The following is a 24,630-nucleotide window of genomic DNA, read 5'->3' as shown; positions in this document are numbered from 1 at the left end:
TTAAATTCGTAAACGAAATGCAACACACATCAGACATCAATCAGATTAAAAGTATCTCGCAACTAGTGCGTGTGCTGGGATTTCCTGCGCCATTGCATCCGTTGATCGCATTGGTTGATTACAAGAATGTTCCAATTGATATGTTTCCAAAGGGGCAAAGAGTAAGTCTTGATTTCTACAAGATTTCCTTTAAGCCTAGTTTCAAAGGACACATCAAATACGGACAGGGCTACTACGATTTTGAAGAAGGCGGATTGGCATTTTTGAAGCCAAAACAGATTGTTTTTCCGCCCGAAGAAATAGAAAGCTATGAGGGAATCGCTTTGTATTTTCATCCGGACTTTATCCGAAATTATCCGTTAGGAAAAACAATTAATCAATTTGGATTTTTCTCCTATGATGTGTCAGAAGCTTTATTTTTATCGGCAAAGGAAAAAGAAATTATAGCCAATTTATTTTCCACGATAGCCAGTGAATTGGAAAACAATATTGATAGTTTTAGTCAGGATGTGCTAGTGTCGCAGATAGAATTGCTATTGAATTATAGCAATCGCTTTTACAACAGGCAGTTTTTGACGAGAAAAGCAGTCAATCACGATATCATCACTTCTTTGGACAAACTTTTAAGCAGCTATTTTGAAGAAGGAAATAGTCTGAAAGAAGGGTTGCCGTCCGTAAAATATGTCAGCACTGAACTTAAGCTGTCACAAAGGTATTTAAGTGATATGCTAAATACATTGACGGGACTTAATACACAACAATACATTCAGAACGCAATTATAGAAAAAGCGAAAGAAAAGTTATCAACGACGAATCTTTCCGTTTCGGAAATTGCTTATGAACTAGGCTTTGAACATTCACAGTCATTCAGCAAACTCTTTAAGACTAAAACAAACGTTTCGCCTTTGGAGTTCAGACAGTCGTTTAATTAAAATACGAATAATTATTTACTGAGCTTCAATTTCAAATTTATTCAGATTCCTGACTACAAAAAGTGATCACCTTAATTATTTTTTCAGCCAATTGGAGTACAGATCTCAATGAGAAATCCGTCAATGTCTCGGACATAGGCAACTGTTTGACCCCACGGTTTTGTTATAGGATCTGCAGCGATTGTTGCTCCTGCATTTAGAGCTTTCGAAACTGTTTCTTCTATATTGTCTGTTGTAAAGCCAATTTCAATTCCAAATGGTTTAGATGTCAAACTGCTTTCAATAAAACCCTCTTTCAGGTTTGATTTGGCTAATGTAGTGGAAGCAAAGGAAAGTGTTGTCTCGCCAACCAAAAGTTCACCATAGTCATTATCCGGTGTTATAAATTTTATTGTAAAACCAAAAGCGTTTTCGTAAAATTTGATTGATCGTGTTACGTCCTGAACGTATAAGATGGTGTAAGCAAATTTTATCATTAGATGTATAATCTTTTTTATTAATTATTGTTTTATGTCTGAGTGGCAGTGGTATCATTTGGTGACTTACCACAATTTTGTCAAACTGATGATATGTGTAGTCTTGTAGAAATTTAGATGAAATATGCATCCCAAAATTCTTTTACATTGTTGACTTCTCTTCTAAAGCTTAATTTCGTTCCGTCAATTTTTTCTATTTCCAAATATGAAATGTCAAAAGCATCGCTAAAATCACTTGAAAATGCTCCGCCGTGTTTTATTGTAAACGAATATTTCAAGAAATTAATTAAATTTAATTAGAAATAATATGTCAAAAATGTAAAAGATGAAAAATAATGAAAATCCATTATTTAATGGTGACAGAATCTATAAATCTTTAACTGAAAATGAAGTAATTGATCTCCTTTTAAACTGGAATAATAATCGTGAGAAATCTGATTTAAGGTCTTTTTTAAGTGGGATTTTTTATCCTGATCAGAAAGCTTATTTTGAGTATGAAGGGTTCTATGTGACAAAAACAATTCTCAGGGATGAGCTTAAACTTGAAAAAAACAAAAAGCCAGGGGATATTGATGTCATTATTATTCCTTTCACTAAAACGAAAATCTATTTTGAGAGGACTTCGGTTTACGAAATCAAGATTGTTCGTCCTACTAGAAAAAATCCTGGGAGAAATGCAAATTCATTGGGTGTTACGCAGGCGTTAGGTCTTGCAGAAGATGGATTTCCTCTGGTCGGCTTGATTCACGTTTCCATTACAGAACCATTACCGGAAGAAGAGAAAGTAGATATTAAATTTTCAACCTTGAAGGCAAATAGCGGATTAGGAAAGGAAGAAGGGAAATCTTTTGACGATTATCTTATTGATGTAAGAATGGATCAGTTTGCCTGGTGGTCAAGCGAAAATCAGATCAAGAGACTGATGACCCTGCAGCTTCCTGATTTTATCGGAATATCTTCATATGGATTAGAGTTTTATGAAGATGATCGTATGCTTATTTGTACATCAGATGTTTGCCATCAGAAATTAGCAGCTTGTTGCTTTAATCCAAAAACCTTGCAACTTACTATACTAAAGATTAAAAACCATTTTTTAAAGAATAAGAGTAAGTATAAATTGATGTTGAACAGAATGCCTGAATGAAAAGTAGAGGTAAGTTCTTCAGGGAATTTTATCCAAATCTAAGCTTCTACTTTATTAACATGTTGTAATCTAGTCTCTAATAAAAATAGGCTAGTATTCAGGATATCACAACAGTTTTAACTTTGGTTTTTAATTTATTTCTATTGATATGTTTTCAATTCGCCTCAAGTAAGTTTAGGTCAAATACAATAACGTAGTCTTTGGAATGCTACAAACTTTGAATTGTTTCCAAAGTTTTACCCTGCTTAAATTTAAATATATCCTTTTTCATGTAAATTACATTGTCTTTTACAAGTGTCATTTCAAACCTGTCAGGTTCTGTAGTTCTTTTATCCTTTTCGGAGGCAGAAACAATAAATTGATCCTCTGACATTGTTTTTGCTTCAACAAATTTCCATTTATTTGATTTGTTTTTATATTCAATAAGCATATCATATTTCAATTACTATGATTCCATATGAGGCTACCTGATTTTCTATAGCAAATATATTCCGTTGTCCCTGCTGAAAAAAATCTTTTTGGGTATCCGGGATCGGAGATCCCAGAACCTCCGCAAAAAGATTTCAAGCTTTCATCAATGTTCTTTCTTATTGTTTTCAAGGAATTGATTGCAGTTTTCCTTGTGCCTGCCTGAATGGTAATCCGCATAGAAAAAGTCAGAAACCTCACAAGATGCAGTTGCAGTTCATTGAAATTTTGATCCTTATTATTCTCTTGGTATAAATCAGATGATTGATGTTATTATAGATCAATTAATCCAACTTATTTATAAGACAATTCTTCCAATTTATTTAAGATCAGTTCTTCCGATGGAATGATGAAATAAAAGATAGAAAAAGGTCAAGATTTCCTTCAATCTGCAATCACGGGTTTTTGATGGCAAGTGCGGGAAAAACAGGTCTCCGCCGTACTCGGAGCGAACTACATGAATTTTAATATTGTGAACGAAATTAAATTGAGCTATTCAAGAAAAGGAAATTGTGAAAGGTCTATCTCATCTTCAAGGGATGCGGTGGATGTTTTCAGGGAACATTTTGATGCGGAGGAAATGGATTACAGGGAATCATTCTTTGCGCTGTATCTCAATCAGGCGAATAAAGTTTTAGGAATTAAGAAAATATCTGAATGCGGAATTTCTTCGACATTGGTTGATGTGAGAATTGTGATGCAGGCGGCTCTTCTTTGCAATGCTTCAGGAATTATCGTAGCCCATAACCATCCTTCAGGGAATCTGAAGCCGTCTGGTTGCGATATTAAAATGACTGCACAGATAAAAGAGGCTGCAAAAATTCTGAGTATGTCCTTGCTGGATCATGTGATATTGACTTCGGATTCTCATTATTCTTTTGCGGATGAGGGGATGATCTGAGTAGTAAAATAATAAGCAATCAAAAAATAATAGAATTAAACAAATATCTAAAGATTATGCACAACATTGGAAATCATACAGCAGTTTCAGAAGTCAGTACCTTGTTGGTACTTCGTCACCGTAATAATTCTGTCGGGATTGTTCAGGCGGTCAACCAATCCGGAAATTTGATAGATGTGAAGCCTGATAGTAATAAAGTGGATGCGGTCATTCGTGTTGATTCGACGGAGAATTCTTTTACAGACTTCTATGCAGATTTTTACCACCAGCTCAAAGATCCCTCTGAATATTCATTTTTTAAAGTGCGGGAATTTGAAGCGCACGAAACAGCGATAGGTTTACAGAAGTATATTGATGATTCATCGGATGCTGAAAGACAGGATTTAAAGGAGTTTGAAGTTTCTATTGAGGCGGTGAAAACTGCCGGAGAACAGAAGTATATAAATAAAGATTCTTCTGTCATGAAGAGTGGTTTAGAGAATGGGTCACCAATCATTAATAATCGTTCTCATTACCGCTATCAGATAGAAGATGTTCCTTGGGAAACGATGACTGAATTGGGTCTCGATATGGAAAAGTTGGAAGAGATAGGTGCGTTGGAATCTTTATTAAAAGGATTTAAGACACCGATGCTGATTCCGATACTTTTTAATGATGGGGAAGCGGTAAGTCGGATTGATGCACGGCTGCAGTTAAGGATTGACGATGATGGAGAATTGATTGTTAAGGTGTATCGGGTCTGTAAGAAAGTGGATTTCAGAAAGAAGTTTAAAGGGCATAAGTTTACAAAAGAGGATAGAATGAATCTTTTGACTTCGGGAAATATGGGCAGAGTGGTGGATTTGGTTGATTCCTTTACGGGCGAGATAATTCCTTCATTGATTAGTTTGGACAGGCTGACCAATGAGCTGATTTCTTTGAGGATTGAATTTGTGAGGATTCCTGATGTGCTTTGTAGGGTAAGACTGGATTTTGAACAGAAACAGATGCTTCTTGATGGGAAGCCTTTGTTTATTGAAAATATAGTATCGAAGAAAGCAAGGTTGTTTTCCGCAACCGTGCAGTTCAATGCGGATAGGCAATGGGTGGAGTTTTTGTTTGAGAATAAGTTTAGAGGTGTTGGTTTTAGCGAAGGGAATCATTCTGAAAGGGTAGTTCCTTCACATTTCAGAGGTGTAAAACTTCGCCAATGGCAGATGGGTAAGTTGAAGGCAGGGGAGGTGGCTTATATCAAGGGATTAGAGAGCAGAAAAGGCAAGACTTATCAGGGATATATGAGTTTTGATAAGTCAGTAGGGAGAATCGTGTTTTCGTTTAAGAATCCGAAAAAGAAATAGAGGAGTCGTGAAAATGTTTTGGGTAGTTCTAGAGGTAACGAGTAAGTATTTTTGAATATAAATTTTAAGTAACCTGCAAGGTCGATTGACTTTGTAGGTTGCTTTCTTTGAGTTTTACAATAGAAATGGTTGAGGGAAAATCGGGCGGCAAAAATGCAATTCCTCCCTGTAGTCGGAAACGCATTTTTGCGAAGTTTGGAGCAACCCAATTTCTAAAACATTGCCAAGTAGAGCTTTACTATGTTTTTGAAAAAAGGTTACGGAGATCTAAAATAATAATATCGTATTTAGGGTTCTGATGTTTACATTAGTGAAGAATGTTTTCCGCATGTTCTCTTTTGACAGGTGGGAACAAGACTAATAATCTGTTCATGACCAATTAACCTACAGTTGCTGATTATTTAAATTCTAATAATATGATGTTATGGAAAATTTCTTCAAAACACTAAAGCACGCAGCAATTAATTGTGTCAAATTGCAATTATTTCTTGCTATATTTTTTTGTAAATAAAAAGTGATGGTACGACTACTTTTTTTGGAAATATGAAGTTAATAACTGTAAATGATTGTTAAAAAATACCTGATCAAGATTTAATGCGATGAAGACAGATAAACAATTCAAAAGTGTGATTTTTTAATATTTAAAACAACATCAAATTTTAATCGCTATACTCTTCTTTCATTATTTTAATTTTTTCCATGAGCTCATGATCGTCTTTTGTGTGTGCTACAGAGTACATTAAATTAAATATAGGATGGGGATAACCTAATACTTTCACATTTAGGTTTTTAAAAATAGTAAGGGCTATCATGCAAGCTTTGTATGCATTTTCCAACTCCCCATTGAAATAAAATGATTCCCCAAGCTTGATGTAGTAGTGCATGAGAAAAGCATCATTCCTATTTTCATCTGGAAGTTCCTTATGAAGATTAATTGCCAGTTTAAAAAGTGTAATGGCTTCAGGGAAATTTAGCACCTCATAATTTGCTAATGCCAAAACCTGACATTGAATGGACATGGAAAAATCATCGTAAACATTGTGTTTCTGCCTTAAATGCTCAAGATTTTCAAAACACTCTTTGAAACGATCCATCTTTCTTTGCTGGATGAACAAATTACAGAGGTTACAGATGGATATGAACAGTTTAGGCAGGTGCTCTTTATGAAGACTTAAGATTGACACTGACTGTTCAAAATGTTCAAAAGCTTGATCTAGATGACCGTCAGCTGCGAGAGCAATCCCGTAATTATTGGCTATTAATCCAAGAAGCGGGTCAGTAGACTCCAGATGGTTTTCTGCTCGTTCAAATAGGCTCGTCCACTTATTGGTTATATTATCTTTCCCCAGCCAGTTATACATATTTAAAACTTCGTTCTCCAACTGTAGCAAAGGTTGATAAATGGTTTTGCGATATGGTTCATCGATCACGTTAAGCATTGCTTCTCCAAACTTTAAAAATCTTAAAGCAAAGCTAAGATCCTGATCAGCACCTTTTTTTAACACCTTTAAAAGACACCAGACATTGTTAAGTTGGTTTAAAAATGGCAGCTCCTTTGTGCGCTCCTGATAGATGATAGAATCCCTCAAGACCTTATGCATTGTAATTTGCGTGCCCTCTCGTTCAATTAAGCCTTTAGCGTGCAATCTATTAATCGCATTCGTTAGATTTGTTCTGCTTTCAGACTTGTATTCTTCTCCAAACCAATCAACAAGATCATTAAACTGTACATCCTCCAAAGGCAGCATTGCGAAAAAGGTCAAATAATATGCTTCAGCAGGTTCAATTCTGCTTAGGCTAAATGTCTGATTTAAAATCTTTAAAATATTGAATGATTGTCCACCATCATTGGGAATGTCTATGTTGAGGTTGTCATCATCCAGACTTTGCTGTTCAAAATGATCTAGCATTATATCCAAACTAAGATCAAAACTGTATTTAATTGTTTTGGCCACTAAACCAATGACCAAAGTATTATATTCTACATATTTAAATAAAGATATAAATTGCTCGTCTGTAATATCAGTAGCATTGTCGAAATTAAGGTAGACTGCCTTAGATTCTTCAAAACTTAATTTTTTTATGGTTAAAGTTTTTACATTCTCTAGTCGTAATCTCGTACCAATGATCATTTTCCAATTCGTTATACACTGTAACTCTGCCATTTCGGCTTCGGTACTATCGTAGCTATCAACAATTAGCAAATTATTACCTGAAATCTGATTCAGTTTGTTAATTATTAGACCAAACCTACCTGAGAATTCATCGGGATTTAAAGCAGGTAAATCGAGATTTACGGCTAATTGCTCGTGAAAGTTCAAAGTGCTTACCAGGCCTGTTTCAACATTGATCCAAATGATGTGATCATAATCCTGAACATATTTTGAGATATAGAGTTTTAAAAGGGAAGATTTCCCCATTCCCCCATTGCCATTCACGCTAACATGTTTGTTATCATTAAGAAGGTCCTGAAGATCAGCAATCAAGGTTTCCCGTCCAATGATCATTGACGAATTAATGAAAGGAATAGTGGTTATCAATTGTGGAATCAGCTTCTTGCCACTTAGCTCTTCAAGTTTTTTTCCATGTAGTTTTTGTATATCTATCAGACCATCGACCTTTTCCCTTATTATAGAGACATCTTTTTCAAGAACTTCTACACGAAAATGAAACAATTGAGCAAAACGTAAATCAATGTAATGCACCATTTCATCATCATTCGATTTCAATAGGCCATCTAGAATGCCTTTATTAACTTTCCTTTTATTGGGATCTGGTAGCTGAGATATGCGATAGATTTCACTTAAAAGAACATCGAAAAGTAATTTTTTAGGTCTTTTTTCAAAAACAGGATGATTTAAATAATTATTGATATCAACAATTATTTTATCAACTGCTTCTTCGGTAGGTACTTCTTTGAAATCCCATTTTATTTTAGTCACAAAATCACAGATCAAATTCTGATCATCGAGTAATTTCTGAAATAAAGATAAATTGCTCTCTAAGGTTTTTTTCTCATCATCCGAAATTGCTTTTTTTGCTAAAGATTTCTGAATCTTTGAATTGATCTGTGAAAATAAAATATCAGACACAATGTTTCCGCATTGCTGAAGGGTCTCTTCTCCAATATTGTGTTGCTCTGCAAACCATCTTTGTAACAGTTGCTCACTTTCAGAAATTTTGGTATTTGTAATAAAGTGAAAAAAAACAGGTGTTGAACTGTTCGAATGCTCAAGATATAAGCTGAAGAAATTAAATAGTGACTTCTTTATCTCGGGTGATTTAAAACTGAAAACTGAGGAATAGCATTTGATCTGCGTAAACACTAATTGATCACCTATCTCTGTGATATCCTCGTCAACTTCGGTTTTAATGTCGTCTTCAATACTATTTACATAGTGATCCAGCCATTTCAAGACAACATGTAAATACTGATAGTAGAAACCACGATTTGTTGCAATTGCATCGCGATTTATCTTGATGAATTTTAGTAAATCGGCTGAGATTAATGGCGCTGACAATGTTTATAAAATTATGTATGTGAAAATAAATTTAACAGAAGTATTTAGTGAGCATGGATATCATCAAGGTCGTCAATAAAGTAATTATCGTTATGAACTTCTTTTATTGGATTATCATACAATAGAAATGCTTTGATTTGTGGCTCAAGAATTACTGTTTCTTTAGTAATCATATTTGATTTGACTTTTTCTCTTAATTCCATCAAAAGTCTTCCCAATGCATTTTTTCCTTTCAATATAGAAGGGTTTAAAGGTGAAGCTCCCCATATAGTATCTTTTTTAGAAAATTCTACTATTGTTTTTTCACCCGTACTTAGTAGTAATTCAGAAAAAGTATCAAAGTTTTGAATCAATTTAACTTCTAGACACCATTTCATCACCTTAAACTTTACGCTATCCCAATCCTGCCTCCTGAACTGCTGGTATTTTCTGCCCACAGCTTTTGCATCCATAGGATTTTTAGTTTCAATAATTTCCTTCTGAATCGTTGGAAATAATGGAAATCTGCATGCCTGATAAAGAATTTCTGAACTTTGGATATTAACTTCGTTAATAAACAGAGAATAACCAGGAGCCATATTAGAAAGGCCTCCAAATTTATTTTCAGTTTTAGCAAAAGTTATAATTTCTCTTGTATTATATTCTCCAATGCTCGGATTCATAGTGCTAATTTAAACATTTTTCCCACTATTTTTTATTAATTTAATCCAGCAAAAGTTGTTATACAGAATGATATTTTATTCCTGATAAAAACTTCTAAATTATGAATAATACCATTTTCATTTTGTGAAGGGTGTTGTAAGTCGATATTTTTTTTGAATGATTTATGAATTTCCATTAAAAACTCTGTTAGATTGTAATTTAGTGTGCTTCTGTAAATCAAAAAGTTTTTTATCTTTACTTTGTATACCGTTTTACTTGCGGTATTTACAATTTGTAAAAACTAATAAAACACTATGGCCAAAAGATCTCATCTAAAATTTATAAGTAAGGAACAGTTATCAGAAGTAAAAGATTTCAGGTACAACTACGGTTATGACGGTAATAAAGAAGAGGAGGACATATCTCCTAAAAATTATTTTAGGTTAGCAACAGCACTTCGAGCAAATCTTCGAACTTTTGAGCACGATGTTTCAGAAAAGTATGAAAGAAGAGATCCAGATATAACTATACCTGCTGACATTGATTATATGGAGATTACTTTTCAGGATCTGTTCGAAATCAGGAAGTTTTTCTCTATTTATTATGAAGATTATGGTCTTGAAGGCGTAGCATTTTATGATTTTGCAAAAAGAGGTCTGTTTGCAATTATTGACCGTGATAAGTTCGAAGCATTTATTGGCGATGTGATAGGTTTTACAAGATCTGAACTGGACCACGATAATAGCATATCATATTCTGCCAACATCAAATATATTGCCGGTTTTAGACTGTTAAAAACTGAGGATATAGTTAGATTTCAACTTGAAGATATTGGTGAAATAGTTTATCTATCAATCATAGATCTTCCCTTGGAGATAAAGCTCAAAGAAGAGATTTTGTCGGCACTTTTTGATTATTTTGGGAGTAATGAAATAGAATTCCGATATATTGAAGAAAGTGATAGAATAGAAGTACGCAATCCTACTTTAGAGCAAATCAAAAAGATTGTAGAAAATTTTGATATTATCGAAAGTGCTACATGTTCTGCTTTTACAACAGTTAGACCTGGAGAATTTAATACCGTTGAACGCGAATTTGGTTTTGAGATTCTGAATGTAGACGAAGATCTTCCTATCGTAGGTATCATTGATACAGGAATCTCACGTGATACAGCCCTATCCCCATTAATAATTGTTGATGAGACCTTTACGTTGGCTGGAAATCCGCTGGTAGACCATGGAGGGCGCAACAGGTTAGGTCACGGAACTGCAGTAGCTGGACTAGTAGCTTTAGGGAGACATAATCACAGAAATAATTTCGAAGGTGAAGTAAGGGCTGATGCTAAATTGCTCTCGATAAAGATAAGTAACAGCGGTAATGGTTTTATTTCAGAACTTGATCTTATTGAGATGTTGTATGAAGTTAAGAAGCGATATCCTGAAATCAGGCTTTTTACTTTAACAACTTGTTATAGTTGCAATATGTCCACGAACGAAGCTTTTTCAGATTATACCTATGCACTTGATAAATTTGCATTTGAAACGGATAGTCTACTTTTTATTTGCACTGGTAATAATGACAACTGTATCAATGAAAATTCAAATTATGATCTTAATTATTTTCACGGAGAGCATACTAATCTATCGACACCAGCAGACAGTTTAAATAACTTCATCGTAGGAGCAGCAGCAGATAATTTAAAGGATGGAGCTTTTTTAGGAATAGCTTCTGGCCGTGAGTTTCCTGCTTTGTACACCAGAAAAGGGCATATTGATCTGTCGGCGATCTACAGTTCCAAAAAAAACAATGAAAATTATTTCAGACCTGATGTTATCGAAAGTGGAGGAGATATGGGATTTTATAATCCTACAACACTGGATTGGATGGATGAACCAGCCTTAACTTTGCTATCAGCGTTGCCTCATAGAGGAATTATGCAGGACGTGGGTACGAGTTTTGCAGCACCATTGACTGCAAACCTTGCCGCAAAAATTATAAAAAACTATCCACAATTGACGAACGAAAGTGTCAAAGCTCTAATCATCAACGGCGCATCTTTAAACTTTATACAGTTTACAGAAAATGTTACTCAATTGCTTAACAGAGTAGTAGGAAATGGAGTTGTCGATGAATCAAAAAGTTTGTACTCCAGTGAAAATTCAGCAACTATGATTTTGGAGGATAATATAGAGCCTGGAAAAATAAAAATATATCCGATTAATTTTCCGGATTACCTACTTAATGATGAGTTAGGTAAAAAAAATGGAATTTTAAAAGTTACAGCAACATTGTGTTTTAAATTTCTTCCTATTAAGAATAACCAACTTTCATACAATCCCATCCACATGGCTTTCAGCATTTTCAAAAATCAATCAGCTGATGATATTATGAAGCCAGACAAAGCTTTGAAATCAAAGCTTAGGTCAACACTCTCATGGTCAGAAAATGGTAGACACGTGGCGAAGCCACTGCCATATGCAAATACTCAGAAAATTTTTTTGAATGTCAACCTTGCAGACCTGCATAAAGAAGATAGTACTTTCAAACTTGCAATCCATGCTAAAGTATCGGATCAGATTGTGGGAAATCTACCGGATGGATATCCATCTGAGTTTCCATTTTCTATTGTGATTTCAATTGAAGAAACATTAAAAAAGAGTACAGGGAAATTATATGATCAACTTCATGCGGTAAATCATCTTGAGGTTATCAGTGCTCTTGATCTTGACACTACATTAGAAACTGAAGATCTAAACGTTTAATGATTTTTTCTCTGTTTCAATAAGATCTTTCCAGATACTGGTATTGATTTGAGCGGATAGTATCTTTTTTGGTTCAGTAAAGGCAAATAGTGTACGTTTTATAGCAGTAATCAATGTTTTTTGAATACTATAGTACGATAGCCCAAGAGCATTTTTAATAATCCTATTGGCAGCTGATTTGTTATCAAATTTAAAGTTTCCATTTTGGAGCACCAAATCTATCAGTTTTTTAATGTCACCCTCGTTAGGAAGTTCGAAGCCGATAATATTGTCAAATCTTCTTAGAAGGGCATCATCCAACATGTCTTTTTGATTTGTTGCAGCGATTACGATGCTGCTTTGTGGAAGATAGTCGAACAGTTGAAGTATTGTATTAACAACCCGTTTCATTTCTCCATGATCTTGACTATAATCTCGTATTTTTCCAAGACTATCAAATTCATCCAAAAAGATTATACAATCTTCAGTTGCGGCCTTTTTAAATATTTTTGATAGATTTTTACTTGTCTCTCCTAGTTTTGAAGAAACAATTGCTCCTAAATCAATGACTACCATCATTTTATCCAGCTCACCAGCGATAACGTAAGATGCCAAAGTTTTTCCACATCCTGAGGGACCATATAAAAGTAATTTATTAGAAACTGGAAGATCAAACTGTTGTAAGATTTCAATTTTTTGATGTTCCTCTATAAAAAACTGTAGTTCATTATGAATTTTGGTATTAGCAATAATATTATCCAGTGAATAGTCTGATGTGATTTTTTCTAGAATTAAATCTGATAATTCTCTGTCTTCGATTCGATTTAGATGAGTCTCTGATCCGACTTTTGTCAAACCATTAGTTTTCTGAAATCTTAAAGAATCTTTTAGAATCGACTGAAGCTGAATAGCAAAATTAAGCTTTTTTGTCTGCTTTGAATGTTCAATAAGTTCATTAAGTACATACAATAAACGCTCTTGATCATTTTCAAGACCATATTTAGCTATCTCTTTTATGTAATCTAACTGTGCCATTATTTTCGCAAAGGTAACTTTTTTTTACATACATAATATGTCGATATTATGTAATTAATTTGAAAGATGCAGATAAATAATTACTATTGTGTTCATTTAGAAATATTATTTTAAAGTCCTAACGTTATGACTCCGGGAATAAATTTTATTTTTTTGTCTGTTGTTGTTTCTTAGGAGGTTTTAAAGATGGTGTATTTCCTGGAGTGTCTTTGTTATCACGCTGTCGTTCGTCTGGTTTACCAGTGGAAATTGCGATTCGTTTCGGTCCCGGTTTAAGTGCCATGGTATTGATAATTAATTTGTTATATTATCAAATTTATAAAAAATAATTAAGTTTATAGTATAAAAAAAGAATTTTCTTTTAAATGTAACAACACTTCACATAATATCCAAGAAACCAACGATGAGATAATCATACACTATGTCCTATAGTTATTTCCTTAGCTGATTTAAATTAAATAATAATGATGTTCATTTTTGCAGTACTTCGCTTTACCACATTCAACTAATGGCTTCCAAACTTTTGAAATAGCCAGTTCAGAAATATTCTCTCCCATTGTAACCGGTCGTAAATTGCTGCTTGAAATAATTTGTTTTCCAAATATTTCCTTAGCTTTTAGAATAATACTTATTGAAATGCCTTTTCCTAAATAATATATATTATCTGCGAACAAAGCAATCACCTTTAGATCTATTCCATTTTCCATTTCTCTAAGCATAAAATCAAATGAATCTTCTTCTTCACGTCCTTTTTCATAGATCTTGAAAATGTATCTGTTGGCTTCGCTATCTTCATCGTAATCATATGAATAGTCGGCGATAAAATTGTAAACTACATCATTTTTTAAGCTTTCAAAATTAATTTTCATCTTAAGGTAAATAAAAAATTAAAAAGCATTCAAATATTCCTCCAGGTATTTGGTTGAATTCTTATATTCATCATAATTTTCCCTGATAAATTTGTTTGAAATGTAGACCGTTTTTCCATTTTTTGAAATCTTGTGTTCTGTATTTCCAGATAGTTTGAGAGAGGGGACAAACCAAAAATCCGGTACAGTGTTTAAGTCGTCAATCTTTCCATGGTAGCAAACCAGTGCATATATAAGGTTTGGAGCTGTTTCAAATTTTCCTGAATTGGAGATGAGCCAATCATTTCTCTTATTAACTCCTTTTACCTCTACAATACACATAGCGCCAAGTTTGGTTTTAACTATAATATCAACACCTTTTTTGTTTCCTAAGGATAGATAAGCATCCTTAGCTGTACGGCACAGAATACTCATGATAAAATATTCTGATGCGAGATTAGTATTATAGTTTGTTTCTCCTGTGCTAGTTTTAATTTCCATCATTTTATTTAATAGTATTCCAAACTTTACTTTTTTCGAGCATAATTTTATTCATGTAAAATTAACTGTTAATCTTAACCCTCTAGTTGCTAACAAAAGTTCCGACAGTTAAATATCAAGTTTTATGATTTCTGGATTTTCTTTTCTTCTTATTACAACGTTAGCTACTGTCCATTTATCTTTCTTTGAAATATGTGGGAGAATAGCATTAGGAGTTTTCTCTCCAAATACATAATAACCCTTTTGATCCAAATCATCCAACACCTTTTGCAGTTCAAATCCGATTTGTACCTTATCATATGGTTCAAGCATTGAGCTTATGTCTCCATAATCTATTAGTGTCTGTATAAAATCTCCAATAAACTGTGCTTCTGTACTATCTTTAGCATCTTCGTAATCTGTATTATATGCATGAACCTCGTTTACGATATTAAATAGATCTTTTCCAGACGTGATCCTCATTAAAAATTTTGGCTTTTGATCTTTTTCCTTTTCTTCAGCAGCTTCAGCGATTACTTTTTTAACCCAGTTTTCATGATTTGTTTTGATATATCTTAAAAGTTCCTCTGTATATGTATCAACAAGTTCATCTATTTCTTTATGATGATTCTTACAAAGAAGAAGCAGATTTTCGTAATTATCATAATCTTTAAGATCTGCAACATGTCGTGGACCAGTAGGTTTTGAGCTGATGATGTGACATTCCTCTCCAATATTAAATTCAGTTGAATCAATATTATTACTTATCAATTGTGTTTTACAGAATGCACAAGTATTACCTGATTTTGCCCAAAGAAATTTTCTTGTTTTATGTGTGATGGCCATTTAATTATGCTTATAATGGGTTTTTAAATTAAGGTCAATTTGCAAAAAGTAAAAAAAGATTTTATTTTGGACAATTAGATGTAACAATTATACTTAAGCAATGAGTGCAAATTGAAGTCATTCTATTAAGTGATATAAATGTCTACAATAAACTACTCATCTTTTTGGCGATTCTTTTCATTCAATAATTCAAGTATTGGAGCGTCAACGATATGATCAGGAATTATTGGATTGTCATCTTTAGTAATTACAACTCTTTCAATGTCGTTAACACCAATTTGCCAAGCCTCTATCACCCTCAATTCTGATTTCAGAATTCCTAATTCCAGATATGGGGTCATATTGTAATTACTGTCAACATGTGCCGGAATAAGAATGTATTTTTTAAATCTCTCAAAACCTTTAATGAGATTTTCAAGATTCACACCACTTGTAGCTTCCATTTTATGAAATCGAGAAGAAATTGAAACCAAATTTCCATTGGAAAATAAATCTTTGCTGACATTCTTACTAACAATGACCTTATACCAATAAGGATTATTTTTGTCGATTCCTTTTACGATAGTGATCTTTATAACATCGTTCTTATCTACTTTCCCATATTCATCAATCCACTCTGTGAAGATTTTTTTTCCATATTCTCCATCTTCAAAAGATAGCAATAAACCAAATGGTATTTGTTCCGATGAGAAATAACCAAAAGCTTTCCAATGAGCATTGTCCCACAACTCTGCGTTAATAATGGTTTCAGCTTTTATTTTTTTATGAGACATATTTTTAAAGTCCGGTTTTTTTTCATCTTCTAATTCTTCATTTCCTTCTTGTGTTGGTAATTTTTGTAATTTACTATCTATTTCAATGGGAGACTCTGTTCTTAACAGCATATAATCTGTAACTTCTTTGGTCTGCCAATCTTCTAAAAATAATTTAGGTTTATTTGTTATTACATTTGTTATAAAATTATAATGCTCTACAATTATAGACAGTCTTTCATTGACTTCATCCTTTTTATATAAATTTTCAAAAAATTGCTTCGCATCCCGAAACATATAATTTCCTCCTATAACTTGAGGAAGTAATTCATCTAGTAGCTCCCTAAAATATTTTCCATCAAATTTTACTAAATCATTTAAGCTGACTGTAATATTTTTTTTGTTGATAACTTCTAGTTTAAAATTAGCAATGTTTTCGAGCAAATCAAGATTTATAATAATATTTTCATTTACTGGAAATACCTCTTCAAATGAAGTAGCCAAAAAAGATTCTATATATGCTAAAATAACTTCTGCAACTATTAATATTCGTGGGTTTTTTGACATTACAATTTTAAGCCTTGTACCAAGAATTTGACTCTCTATTGAAACTTGCTCTGTATTTAGAAAATTTGTTTCATAAGCTATCTGTTCAACAAATGGTTGATTAGCCAAATTATTATAATATTGAGGAAAATCTTCTTTCCTCAGAGAAGTTTTTGTTTCATCAAGGTCGATTAAATCTACATTCCCTAATAAATATAAGCTTGCATCTTCACTTAACCATAATTCACTAGATTTAAAAATGTCTGGAAGTAATTTCAGATTTGGAAAATCTTTGAAATTTAGATTTAATAGTCTTATTGCTAGACAAGCATCAGTCATATGTTCTGGAGTAATTTTTTCATTATCCTCAAGTTCATTATCTTGCTGAAAATATCTATTTAACACAGAATGAAGTTCAAACCAACATAATAGTACAGGAACTCTTCCAATGATAACCTCATTCTTCAATATCGCTTCGACACTCTTAAGAAATTTTATGTGCAGCTTACCTGTATTGTACCATTTGTTTGCAAAGATATTGGTTGCCGCAATTAAGGCATTGTAAGATGCCCAATAGAGATCCAGTTTAGAATAGGCATCGCTTAACAACATTAAACAATAAAAAAATTCCATTTGAGTTTCATCCTTGGCAAGTTTTCTTGCAGCCTTACCAAAAAATATTAAACTCTCTTTAATGAAATTATTTTCAAGTTTTACAATTCCTCTATTCAAATACCTCTGTCCTGCGTTCAGCTCAGACGTTCTCGTCGATTCGATTTCTGCAATTGTATCAATCAAATCATCAAACTCGGAGCTTTCAGGAAGTAATTTATTATATAGGTCTATAAACTCTGTTAATTGCTCAAAAGGTATGTCAAGATGCTTTTTGCTAGTGTAAAAGTATTCTTTTAGCTTTATTAATATATCAGAAACTGTGGTGCCATTCTCTAGATTTTTTCTTATTTGATACAACGATAAATAGAATTTGGCTAAAAGAGCTGTAGATGGTTTATTGTTATTTTCACTACATAAGTTCAAAAATAAAACAAAATCTTTACTCTCCTTGTTAAAATCAACTAAAATCAGATTTGCAGCCTCCTCTATATTTGAAATTGTCTGAAGTATATTAGATAGATTAAGATAAAATTCAATATTACTAATATTAGGCTCATTTTGTACTAATTCTTTTACTAATAAGAATTCATCATAAAAGGTTTTATAATCATCATACCAGTTGATTAAAGTCCAAGCGAATTGATAATGAACTCTAATCTTTAATTGAATGTTATTTAGTTTATTAGCAAATTTCAAAGCCCTTTCAAACTTTCCAATTACCTCGGCTTTTGGAAGTTCAAGCATTCTCGATAGAATAGCACTTTCAAGACAATCTTCAATTAATTTAAAATCAATATCAAAAGAGCGATTTGAAGAATTAATTTCTTTTTCCAATTCCTCTAGTAACAATAACCTTTCAGAATCTCTAGGGCCTGTAACTTTTTCTTCCAAATATATTCTGGAAAGATTCAATGCCTCTACTACTTCGTTTACTAATTGATTGCTGTATACTTTTTCTAGTATCCATTCTGCATCTAATATAATGAGTTCGACACTGAAATCCAGTTTTGTCTGGTCTTGGATTTCTTTTTTATTGCGGCTTGATATTTTTTGAGTAGAGAAAAAGAATATTTTTGTGTAACCTCTATTTGTATCGACGATTTTTTTAACATCAGATTTTACCTTTGGTTTCCAATCCTTTTTTGCACTTATTGCAAAAGCCCAATTTTCCTTTTCATTCCATTTATTATCACTTATATACCAGCGATCTGAAATAAAATTAGAAACGGGATAAGTCTCAGAATCAGTTTTTCCATCTCCACCACCTGTAGGACCTACTTGCGGAATCAAATTCGGCGATATTAATTTCTCTGAAAGTCTCCTGCATAATGTTTCAAAACTGTCATGTTTTTGATTGATAGAAATTTGGCTTAATTCATAGTCCAGTTGCTCCCTTGGTAAAATAGCTTTTGAAACAATTTGTGAATCTGAGAAATTTTCAGGTCTTCTATGTCTATAAAATTGAGAAGGTGTAGGGAATATTTTTTTAGTCATTATAACTGTTTAATTGCATCCAAATCACAAAAATGGTAAAAAAAAGAATTTATCAATTTTGGATTTTGAAACTTTATATTTTTGGTTTTCCTAATGGATACAAATCTTTACATTTATTCATAAATATATGAGATAAGCACACAGATACTAATTTACTAATTTTTTGAATAGTTCTTCATTAAAAGTACATTTTAAATAATTATAGATAATTATTATGATTAGTTTTTTTATTTTAGTAAAAACAATATTTCATGAAGATTTCGAAAGCTGGAATAAAGAGTATTATAGAGGCCATTCTGAATTCGTCAAATCCTTTTAACTTAACAGATGACTTCTTAATAACTGACTTTCTATTAAAAATCTGGGATTTGGAAGGTATGCCTTCTGAGGAAAATAGGAAAAATGCATTGGATGATATTGCCCAACATATGTTGCGTAATGATGACTGGGATTACGAATATCTTTTTTTTGATAGATTAAATATTTTGGAAGGAAATACAAAAGAATTCTTAAATTTTTTAAATGTGATGCTTTCGCCAGATGTAAGAAAAGATGAAGATAATATTTATCAATTTTATTTCCTTATTAATCCTTACTTGGAAAAAGAAAATTTATCATACTATTTGAGGGAATATAATGAACAGCAGCTACCAGTTCATACAGTTCAGAAATTAAAAGTTGATGAACCGACTGATATCAACGAGAATAAAATTCCTATCTTTCTGGTTGATAATCCAAGTGGTCGGTCAGATAGAAGAAGTTCCCACAAAAAGCCTGAAATTTTTCCTTCAATGGTACTTGTTTGGAATGAAGGATGGAATGATTTTGCACTTCGAACAGAATTTTATTTATTTTTTTACGCAAGTGAAGAGGATGGCTACAATATTGGTTCGACAAAAATTATATCCAAAAAAGAAAATAAAATTATTGACGAATTAAGAAGCTTATCCACGCCATTTTATTCATTAGACAATCAATTTTGCTCATTAGGACAGTCACAGAAATATTACAATAAATTAAAAGAAGATCTTGGAAAAAATTTAGAGAGTTTTTTATGGGCAGTAAAGGATGCCGCTTTCTTTCCGGATATTGCTGAGAAATTTGAAAATGATAGCGATTTTAATACTTCACTCATCCGTTATAATGAAGTTGAAAGAGTGTTAAGAACAGCTAAGTTCAGCATATATGATTATGATTTGGAAAATTTATACAATTTTAAATATAATTTTCAACCAAAATTTGCTAAAAATAAGGTTGAAATAGATTTTAGATTTAGTGACGAGGGTTTATCTTCCAATAGAATTTATGCAATGATTGGTAAAAATGGAACAGGGAAAACCCAGTTCATGACGTCGTTACCACTTGATATTTCACGGAAAAGACATGAGAATTTTTCTCCAAAATCGCCATCTTTTAGTAAGGTTATTGCCGTTTCTTACAGCGCTTTTGATTCATTTGATATACCCAAGAAAACATCATCATTTAACTACGTCTATTGTGGTTTAAGAGACCAAGCAGGAGAAAGAATGACTGATAAAGGCTTAGTTTTGAGATTTCACAGTTCTCGAAAAAAATTGGAGGAACAGGAAAGGATGTCAACATGGGTTGAACTTTTGTACAATTTCATAGAAAACGATATAATTGATTTGTTCATTAAGAAAAAAAGAAAAACTTATACCTTTGATTATACTGGTTTTAGTGCTACGCGTAAGCTATTAAGTTCGGGACAAAGTATAATTTTATATATTATTACTGAAATCGTTGCTAATATTAGATATGATTCAATAATACTTTACGATGAGCCAGAAACACATCTGCATCCAAATGCAATATCCCAGTTAATCAATACTATTTATGATTTGGTTTCGGAATTTCAATCATATTGTATAGTCGCTACACACTCGCCTCTTATAATAAGGGATCTGCTGTCAAAAAATGTATTGGTTGTTGAGAAGGAAGGTGTATATTTTTCTGTCAGAAAATTAGGTATAGAAACGTTTGGAGAAAATTTAACAGTTTTGACAGACGAAGTTTTTGGAAATAGAGAGATTCCTAAGCAATACAGAGAAATTTTGAAAGATTTGGTAAATGCTGGTCTGTCATACGAACAGATAGTTAATAAATTAGAATCTGATAAAATACCTATGTCTTTGAATGCAAATATATATTTAAGTAGTTTATATGAGAAATCTTAAAGCATTTTCAAAAACTTGCATAGATTTTTTTGATGAAGTTGTTTCTTCAAAAAACGATACAATTAATGACCCCACTTACAAATATAGAATAAGCTTGTTAAAACCAAATGTTGAGAAGTGCTACAATGTTTATAATAAAAATTTTAAGAATAAAAATTTACTAATTACAAAATCATTTGGATACACTAATCCGAATAAGGACGATCTTAAAAAATTATATTCTTACCGGAACAGTAAAATCCAGGAACTAAAAAAAACAGTTACTACGACACACTATAACAGAATTATAAATACATGTCAAAATTGTACAATCAATGAAGCTAAAACTATGGATCATTTATTGCCCAAAGAAGATTTTCCTGAATTTTCAATTCATCCTCAAAATTTGTTTCCTTCATGTAATGTGTGCAATGGTCATAAAAGTACCAATTGGGTTAAAAATGGACACCCTTTATTTCTTAATCTATATTTAGATCCTTTACCACTTGACCAATACTTATTTGTAGATATAAAAATCGATTTACGAAAAAAAAATATAGAAACTAATTTTAAATTGGACAATAATTGCGGCATTGATAAAGTTTTTTTTAGTATCATAGAAAGTCATTATTCCAAATTAGATTTACTTAGTCGATTTTCAAAAAACTGTAATGATACAGTTTCAGAATTAAAAAACACAATAAAATCTAGTCTTGAGGAAAGTATTTCCCTAAATACAATTGTTAATGTTATAAAAAGAAAATGTATTAAAGACAGAGATCATTTAGGAGTAAATCACTGGAAAATAATACTTACGGAAAAACTTATAGAAGAACCAAAGTTTTTTAAATTAGATTAAAATTCAATGCAAAAAAAATTCCAGTCAATAATTATTATATAGTAATCATTTTTTATTAGTTAATATTTTTTTATTTCACAAAAAAGATAGAATTGAAATGATGAATTTTAATATTGTTGTCAGCTTTATATTTGCTGAGAATAGACAGCTCATTCTTATTATTTGATGTCAAAAGATTTGAAAAAATGCTTTCAACCAATTCGCAAATATTCCAATAATATGCAGTAGTGAAATTTTTATCATTTTTTTTTACACTTCTTTTTCCAATATGATAAATTTCTTCAGCACTCGCTATTATTTTATCGGAGGAAGTAGAATAATCTAAGACAAATATTTCAGTATCGTTTCCCAAACTAAATTGATGAGCAAGTGCATTTCTTAAATTTTTGAGCGAATTAATTGTTTTACTATCTAACTTTGTAAAATTCTTTAGAGCATTTTTAAAAGTATCATTTGTGTTTTCAGTTTCATTTTTACGGTAAAATATATTTCCAATTAGGTCAATAATTATTAAATAATTGGTTAATGCTAAAAACTTGTTACTTAAAAAGGTTCTATTCTCTATTTGTTTATTCAAAGCATCTATATTATAATAATTATCTAAAGCACCAGTTTCAATATTTCTGTTACCTAATTCTCTAGCACCACGAATTGCAAGTGCAAGCGTAGAAATCTTATTATTTTCTTTGATGTCTATATTTAATAGATTATTTATAATTTGTTTTTCTTCCATAAAATGAACATTATAAATTTACTTCTTTCCAACCTTTTGCTGTTTTTGTAGATGCAAAATAGCTAATGGAAACATTGAAAAATTCTTTGAGAGTTTTTATAGCTTCCTTGACCTTATCGTTTTTCATATATCTATCATTGTCTTTAAACATTTTTTGATAAAACGAACTCCAAAATATAGCAGCATCATCCATATCGATTTCTTCATTTGGACCAATAATTGAAAAGCAATCCGAATTCGATAGTATAGTTTCGGCTAATGATTTATTTGTAGATAAGCATGATGAAAGGAAGAGTCTTTTCCTGTCAAGTTTATCACCAAGTATTGTTCCTAGCTCCTGGAAAGAAATTCTGTCTAAAGTTGTAGAAATCTCATTTAAATTTCCATGACAGGAAATATGCAAATATCTGTAATTTGACTCAAGAAATTCGTTGATAAAGTGCTCAAATTCTCTTTTTGTTCTAATGTAATAATATTTATGTTCAATATTGGAAATACTCAAAATTCGTGAAATAATTTCGCCTTCGTAAGCTTGCTTTTCTTCGTCATCAAAATCCAAGCTTTCGATAATAAAAACATATGGATTAGTTTTTTCAAATTCGGTCATTATTATGCTTTTAGGTTATCAGTTAACCTCAAATATACAGAATTCATTCAAATAATATTTGATTAAAAAATAAATCCCAACTCTCGTCAGGATTTATATTGGAAATAAAGAATAATATTTATTTTCCAAGATACTTCTGAACTGCAGCAGCAGAAGTTCCCACAGCCTTAACTGCTTCTTTCAAACGTTCTTTGGTAACACCAATTTTTTTTGACCAATAGTCCAATTCCCAGCTCTCATTCACATTCACTCTAGTTGAATCTAGTGGTTTTTTACTTAAATCATCGCTCATAATAAATTATTTTTTGGGTTAATAAAAGCAAAGGTAAGCAGGTTGCATATTGAATAATTATGGGTTTCCGTAAAAACAAAAAAATCCAACTCTCGTCAGGATTTTCAAGTCTGTGTAAAGCGTAGTATTTAAAATATAGCTTTAGTTTTCATTTATCTCCTCAATAACCTTTTTATATTTAGGTTTTTCTAAAAATGGATAAGTTTTCTTTCCGTCAAGTATTTCTCCTTTAAAAATTTGATAGAGAGAAGTTATTTCATCGGATGTGTCCTTTTTTTTAGTTTTTTTTATATCGAACAAATTACACAAAGAACTCACGAATAGTTTCAATTTACCTTCTTCAAAATCTTCAATCCACTTATTGTCCTTCAATTTTAAAAACAACTCGCAAAGCTGTTGCTGAGTTCCATTCCAAATTATTTTATTTTGAAACTCTGGGGAAACACTATTTTTATTTTCGAAAATGATATCAGTTGTTTTTACATTCAAAATCGCTACTCTTTGTTCTAAATATTCAATTAGCAAAAGTAATAATTGATCATTTATTTTCTTAGGTAATTGTATTGCCCAAAAGAAATCTATCTGTATGCTGTCATTTGAGAGAGTTGATTTGTAATGTTTTATTAAGTTTAACAATATGATTTGTTCATCATTTATACCGAGAAAGAAAGGGAATTTTTTCGAACTTTCTATGAACCTGTCAAAGTGAAAGACTAGTTTATTGAAAAATTCATCAATGAAACATTCGACAGTTTCTAAACAGTTTTTAGGATCATAAGATTTTCTGTGCTCAAAAAATTTTTGAATCTGAAAATCATATAGTTTATTTTGATCCTGGTGTTCATCAAATGTACTACCGCCATCTAAAACTTCAAGCGCATTTATTGAAATACCAATAAAATCATTTTTGGGGATTATTCTATATGGAAATTCATAAAAAATTGAGCAGTACTCACTATAGATTTCTTCTCTAGTAAATTTTTTAAATAGAAATTTTTCGGCATTTATTGCATCATCAATTTCATTTTCTATTTGCTGAATAACCGAATAAGTTTTTTGCGTAAAATAAATATTATCTGTAATCATAATTTTTTCTTGCAATTTTGAGAATTTATTTTTCTTAAAACAATTACATTTTAATTACGGTAAGTTATTTTAAAGGTACTCTACAAGTATCAGCCTATTTG

22 protein-coding genes are annotated in these 24,630 nt (G+C 31.7%); 7 read left to right on the top strand and 15 right to left on the bottom strand.

The genetic code is table 11. The features are described from left to right. Positions 1-17 precede the first annotated feature (17 nt). Positions 18-932 (top strand): helix-turn-helix domain-containing protein, encoded by a 915-nt coding sequence (locus LO744_RS11975; RefSeq protein ID WP_230669563.1) that lies wholly within the window; start codon positions 18-20, stop codon positions 930-932. A gap of 83 nt (positions 933-1,015) precedes the next feature. Here LO744_RS11975 and LO744_RS11970 read toward each other — a convergent pair whose 3' ends face one another. Together LO744_RS11970 and LO744_RS11965 are read right to left on the bottom strand one after the other, a co-directional pair. Beyond that, on the bottom strand, positions 1,016-1,408 hold the full coding sequence (locus LO744_RS11970) for a VOC family protein (RefSeq protein ID WP_230669562.1): 393 nt from the start codon (positions 1,406-1,408) through the stop codon (positions 1,016-1,018). A gap of 113 nt (positions 1,409-1,521) precedes the next feature. Next, the gene (locus tag LO744_RS11965; RefSeq protein ID WP_230669558.1) at positions 1,522-1,686 is read right to left on the bottom strand and encodes a hypothetical protein; all 165 of its coding nucleotides are present in this window, start codon (positions 1,684-1,686) and stop codon (positions 1,522-1,524) included. Between the two features lie 47 nt (positions 1,687-1,733). On the opposite strand from LO744_RS11965, the gene LO744_RS11960 reads away from it, so the two are divergent. Then, on the top strand, positions 1,734-2,552 hold the full coding sequence (locus LO744_RS11960) for a hypothetical protein (protein WP_230669557.1): 819 nt from the start codon (positions 1,734-1,736) through the stop codon (positions 2,550-2,552). A gap of 208 nt (positions 2,553-2,760) precedes the next feature. Here LO744_RS11960 and LO744_RS11955 read toward each other — a convergent pair whose 3' ends face one another. After that, entirely contained in the window at positions 2,761-2,982 is a 222-nt protein-coding gene (locus LO744_RS11955; RefSeq protein ID WP_230669555.1) for a hypothetical protein, read from the bottom strand. Positions 2,983-3,492: 510 nt separating this feature from the next. On the opposite strand from LO744_RS11955, the gene LO744_RS11950 reads away from it, so the two are divergent. Together LO744_RS11950 and LO744_RS11945 are read left to right on the top strand one after the other, a co-directional pair. Continuing rightward, positions 3,493-3,921 carry a JAB domain-containing protein gene (locus LO744_RS11950; RefSeq protein WP_230669553.1) on the top strand — a complete coding sequence of 143 codons (429 nt, stop codon included), beginning with the start codon at positions 3,493-3,495 and terminating at the stop codon, positions 3,919-3,921. 56 nt (positions 3,922-3,977) lie between these two features. After that, entirely contained in the window at positions 3,978-5,258 is a 1,281-nt protein-coding gene (locus LO744_RS11945) for a DUF3945 domain-containing protein (protein ID WP_230669551.1), read from the top strand. Positions 5,259-5,917: 659 nt separating this feature from the next. Here the strand turns inward: LO744_RS11945 and LO744_RS11940 are convergent. Then, positions 5,918-8,779 (bottom strand): ATP-binding protein, encoded by a 2,862-nt coding sequence (locus LO744_RS11940; RefSeq protein WP_230669549.1) that lies wholly within the window; start codon positions 8,777-8,779, stop codon positions 5,918-5,920. A gap of 44 nt (positions 8,780-8,823) precedes the next feature. After that, a complete protein-coding gene (locus LO744_RS11935; RefSeq protein WP_230669548.1) occupies positions 8,824-9,441 on the bottom strand; it encodes an NADAR family protein in 618 nt (205 codons plus the stop codon). A gap of 294 nt (positions 9,442-9,735) precedes the next feature. Between LO744_RS11935 and LO744_RS11930 the strand changes: the two genes are divergently transcribed. Further along, the gene (locus LO744_RS11930; RefSeq protein WP_230669546.1) at positions 9,736-12,183 is read left to right on the top strand and encodes a S8 family peptidase; all 2,448 of its coding nucleotides are present in this window, start codon (positions 9,736-9,738) and stop codon (positions 12,181-12,183) included. Here the strand turns inward: LO744_RS11930 and LO744_RS11925 are convergent. The 6 genes from LO744_RS11925 to LO744_RS11900 form a co-directional block, all read right to left on the bottom strand. Further along, a complete protein-coding gene (locus LO744_RS11925) occupies positions 12,172-13,197 on the bottom strand; it encodes an AAA family ATPase (RefSeq protein WP_230669544.1) in 1,026 nt (341 codons plus the stop codon). The genes LO744_RS11930 and LO744_RS11925 overlap by 12 nt on opposite strands. A 145-nt stretch (positions 13,198-13,342) precedes the next feature. Continuing rightward, positions 13,343-13,480, bottom strand: a complete 138-nt coding sequence (locus LO744_RS11920) for a hypothetical protein (RefSeq protein WP_230669542.1) — start codon at positions 13,478-13,480, stop codon at positions 13,343-13,345. 166 nt (positions 13,481-13,646) lie between these two features. Next, positions 13,647-14,066, bottom strand: coding sequence for a hypothetical protein (locus LO744_RS11915; RefSeq protein WP_230669540.1), 420 nt, complete (start codon positions 14,064-14,066; stop codon positions 13,647-13,649). Positions 14,067-14,084: 18 nt separating this feature from the next. Then, positions 14,085-14,549, bottom strand: a complete 465-nt coding sequence (locus tag LO744_RS11910) for a hypothetical protein (protein ID WP_230669538.1) — start codon at positions 14,547-14,549, stop codon at positions 14,085-14,087. A 105-nt stretch (positions 14,550-14,654) separates the two neighbouring features. Continuing rightward, positions 14,655-15,371, bottom strand: a complete 717-nt coding sequence (locus LO744_RS11905; RefSeq protein ID WP_230669536.1) for an HNH endonuclease — start codon at positions 15,369-15,371, stop codon at positions 14,655-14,657. A gap of 152 nt (positions 15,372-15,523) precedes the next feature. After that, positions 15,524-18,778 carry a hypothetical protein gene (locus LO744_RS11900; RefSeq protein ID WP_230669534.1) on the bottom strand — a complete coding sequence of 1,085 codons (3,255 nt, stop codon included), beginning with the start codon at positions 18,776-18,778 and terminating at the stop codon, positions 15,524-15,526. Between the two features lie 251 nt (positions 18,779-19,029). Between LO744_RS11900 and LO744_RS11895 the strand changes: the two genes are divergently transcribed. Together LO744_RS11895 and LO744_RS11890 are read left to right on the top strand one after the other, a co-directional pair. Next, entirely contained in the window at positions 19,030-20,973 is a 1,944-nt protein-coding gene (locus LO744_RS11895; RefSeq protein ID WP_230669532.1) for an AbiJ-related protein, read from the top strand. Further along, the gene (locus LO744_RS11890; RefSeq protein WP_230669530.1) at positions 20,960-21,811 is read left to right on the top strand and encodes a hypothetical protein; all 852 of its coding nucleotides are present in this window, start codon (positions 20,960-20,962) and stop codon (positions 21,809-21,811) included. Before LO744_RS11895 ends, LO744_RS11890 begins: the two co-directional genes overlap by 14 nt. 70 nt (positions 21,812-21,881) lie before the next feature. On the opposite strand, the gene LO744_RS11885 is transcribed toward LO744_RS11890, so the two are convergent. From LO744_RS11885 to LO744_RS11870, 4 genes are all read right to left on the bottom strand, one after another. Then, a complete protein-coding gene (locus tag LO744_RS11885) occupies positions 21,882-22,544 on the bottom strand; it encodes a hypothetical protein (protein WP_230669528.1) in 663 nt (220 codons plus the stop codon). A gap of 10 nt (positions 22,545-22,554) precedes the next feature. Then, a complete protein-coding gene (locus LO744_RS11880; RefSeq protein WP_230669526.1) occupies positions 22,555-23,151 on the bottom strand; it encodes a hypothetical protein in 597 nt (198 codons plus the stop codon). Positions 23,152-23,269: 118 nt separating this feature from the next. Continuing rightward, a complete protein-coding gene (locus tag LO744_RS11875) occupies positions 23,270-23,443 on the bottom strand; it encodes a DUF3606 domain-containing protein (RefSeq protein WP_230669524.1) in 174 nt (57 codons plus the stop codon). Positions 23,444-23,584: 141 nt separating this feature from the next. After that, complete coding sequence (locus tag LO744_RS11870; protein WP_230669522.1) at positions 23,585-24,529, bottom strand: hypothetical protein; 945 nt, start codon at positions 24,527-24,529, stop codon at positions 23,585-23,587. Positions 24,530-24,630: the final 101 nt, after the last annotated feature.

Origin of the sequence: Chryseobacterium turcicum (assembly GCF_021010565.1) — a bacterium.
GTDB classification, from domain to species: Bacteria; Bacteroidota; Bacteroidia; order Flavobacteriales; family Weeksellaceae; genus Chryseobacterium; species Chryseobacterium turcicum.
This window is presented reverse-complemented; position numbering and strand designations above follow the sequence as displayed.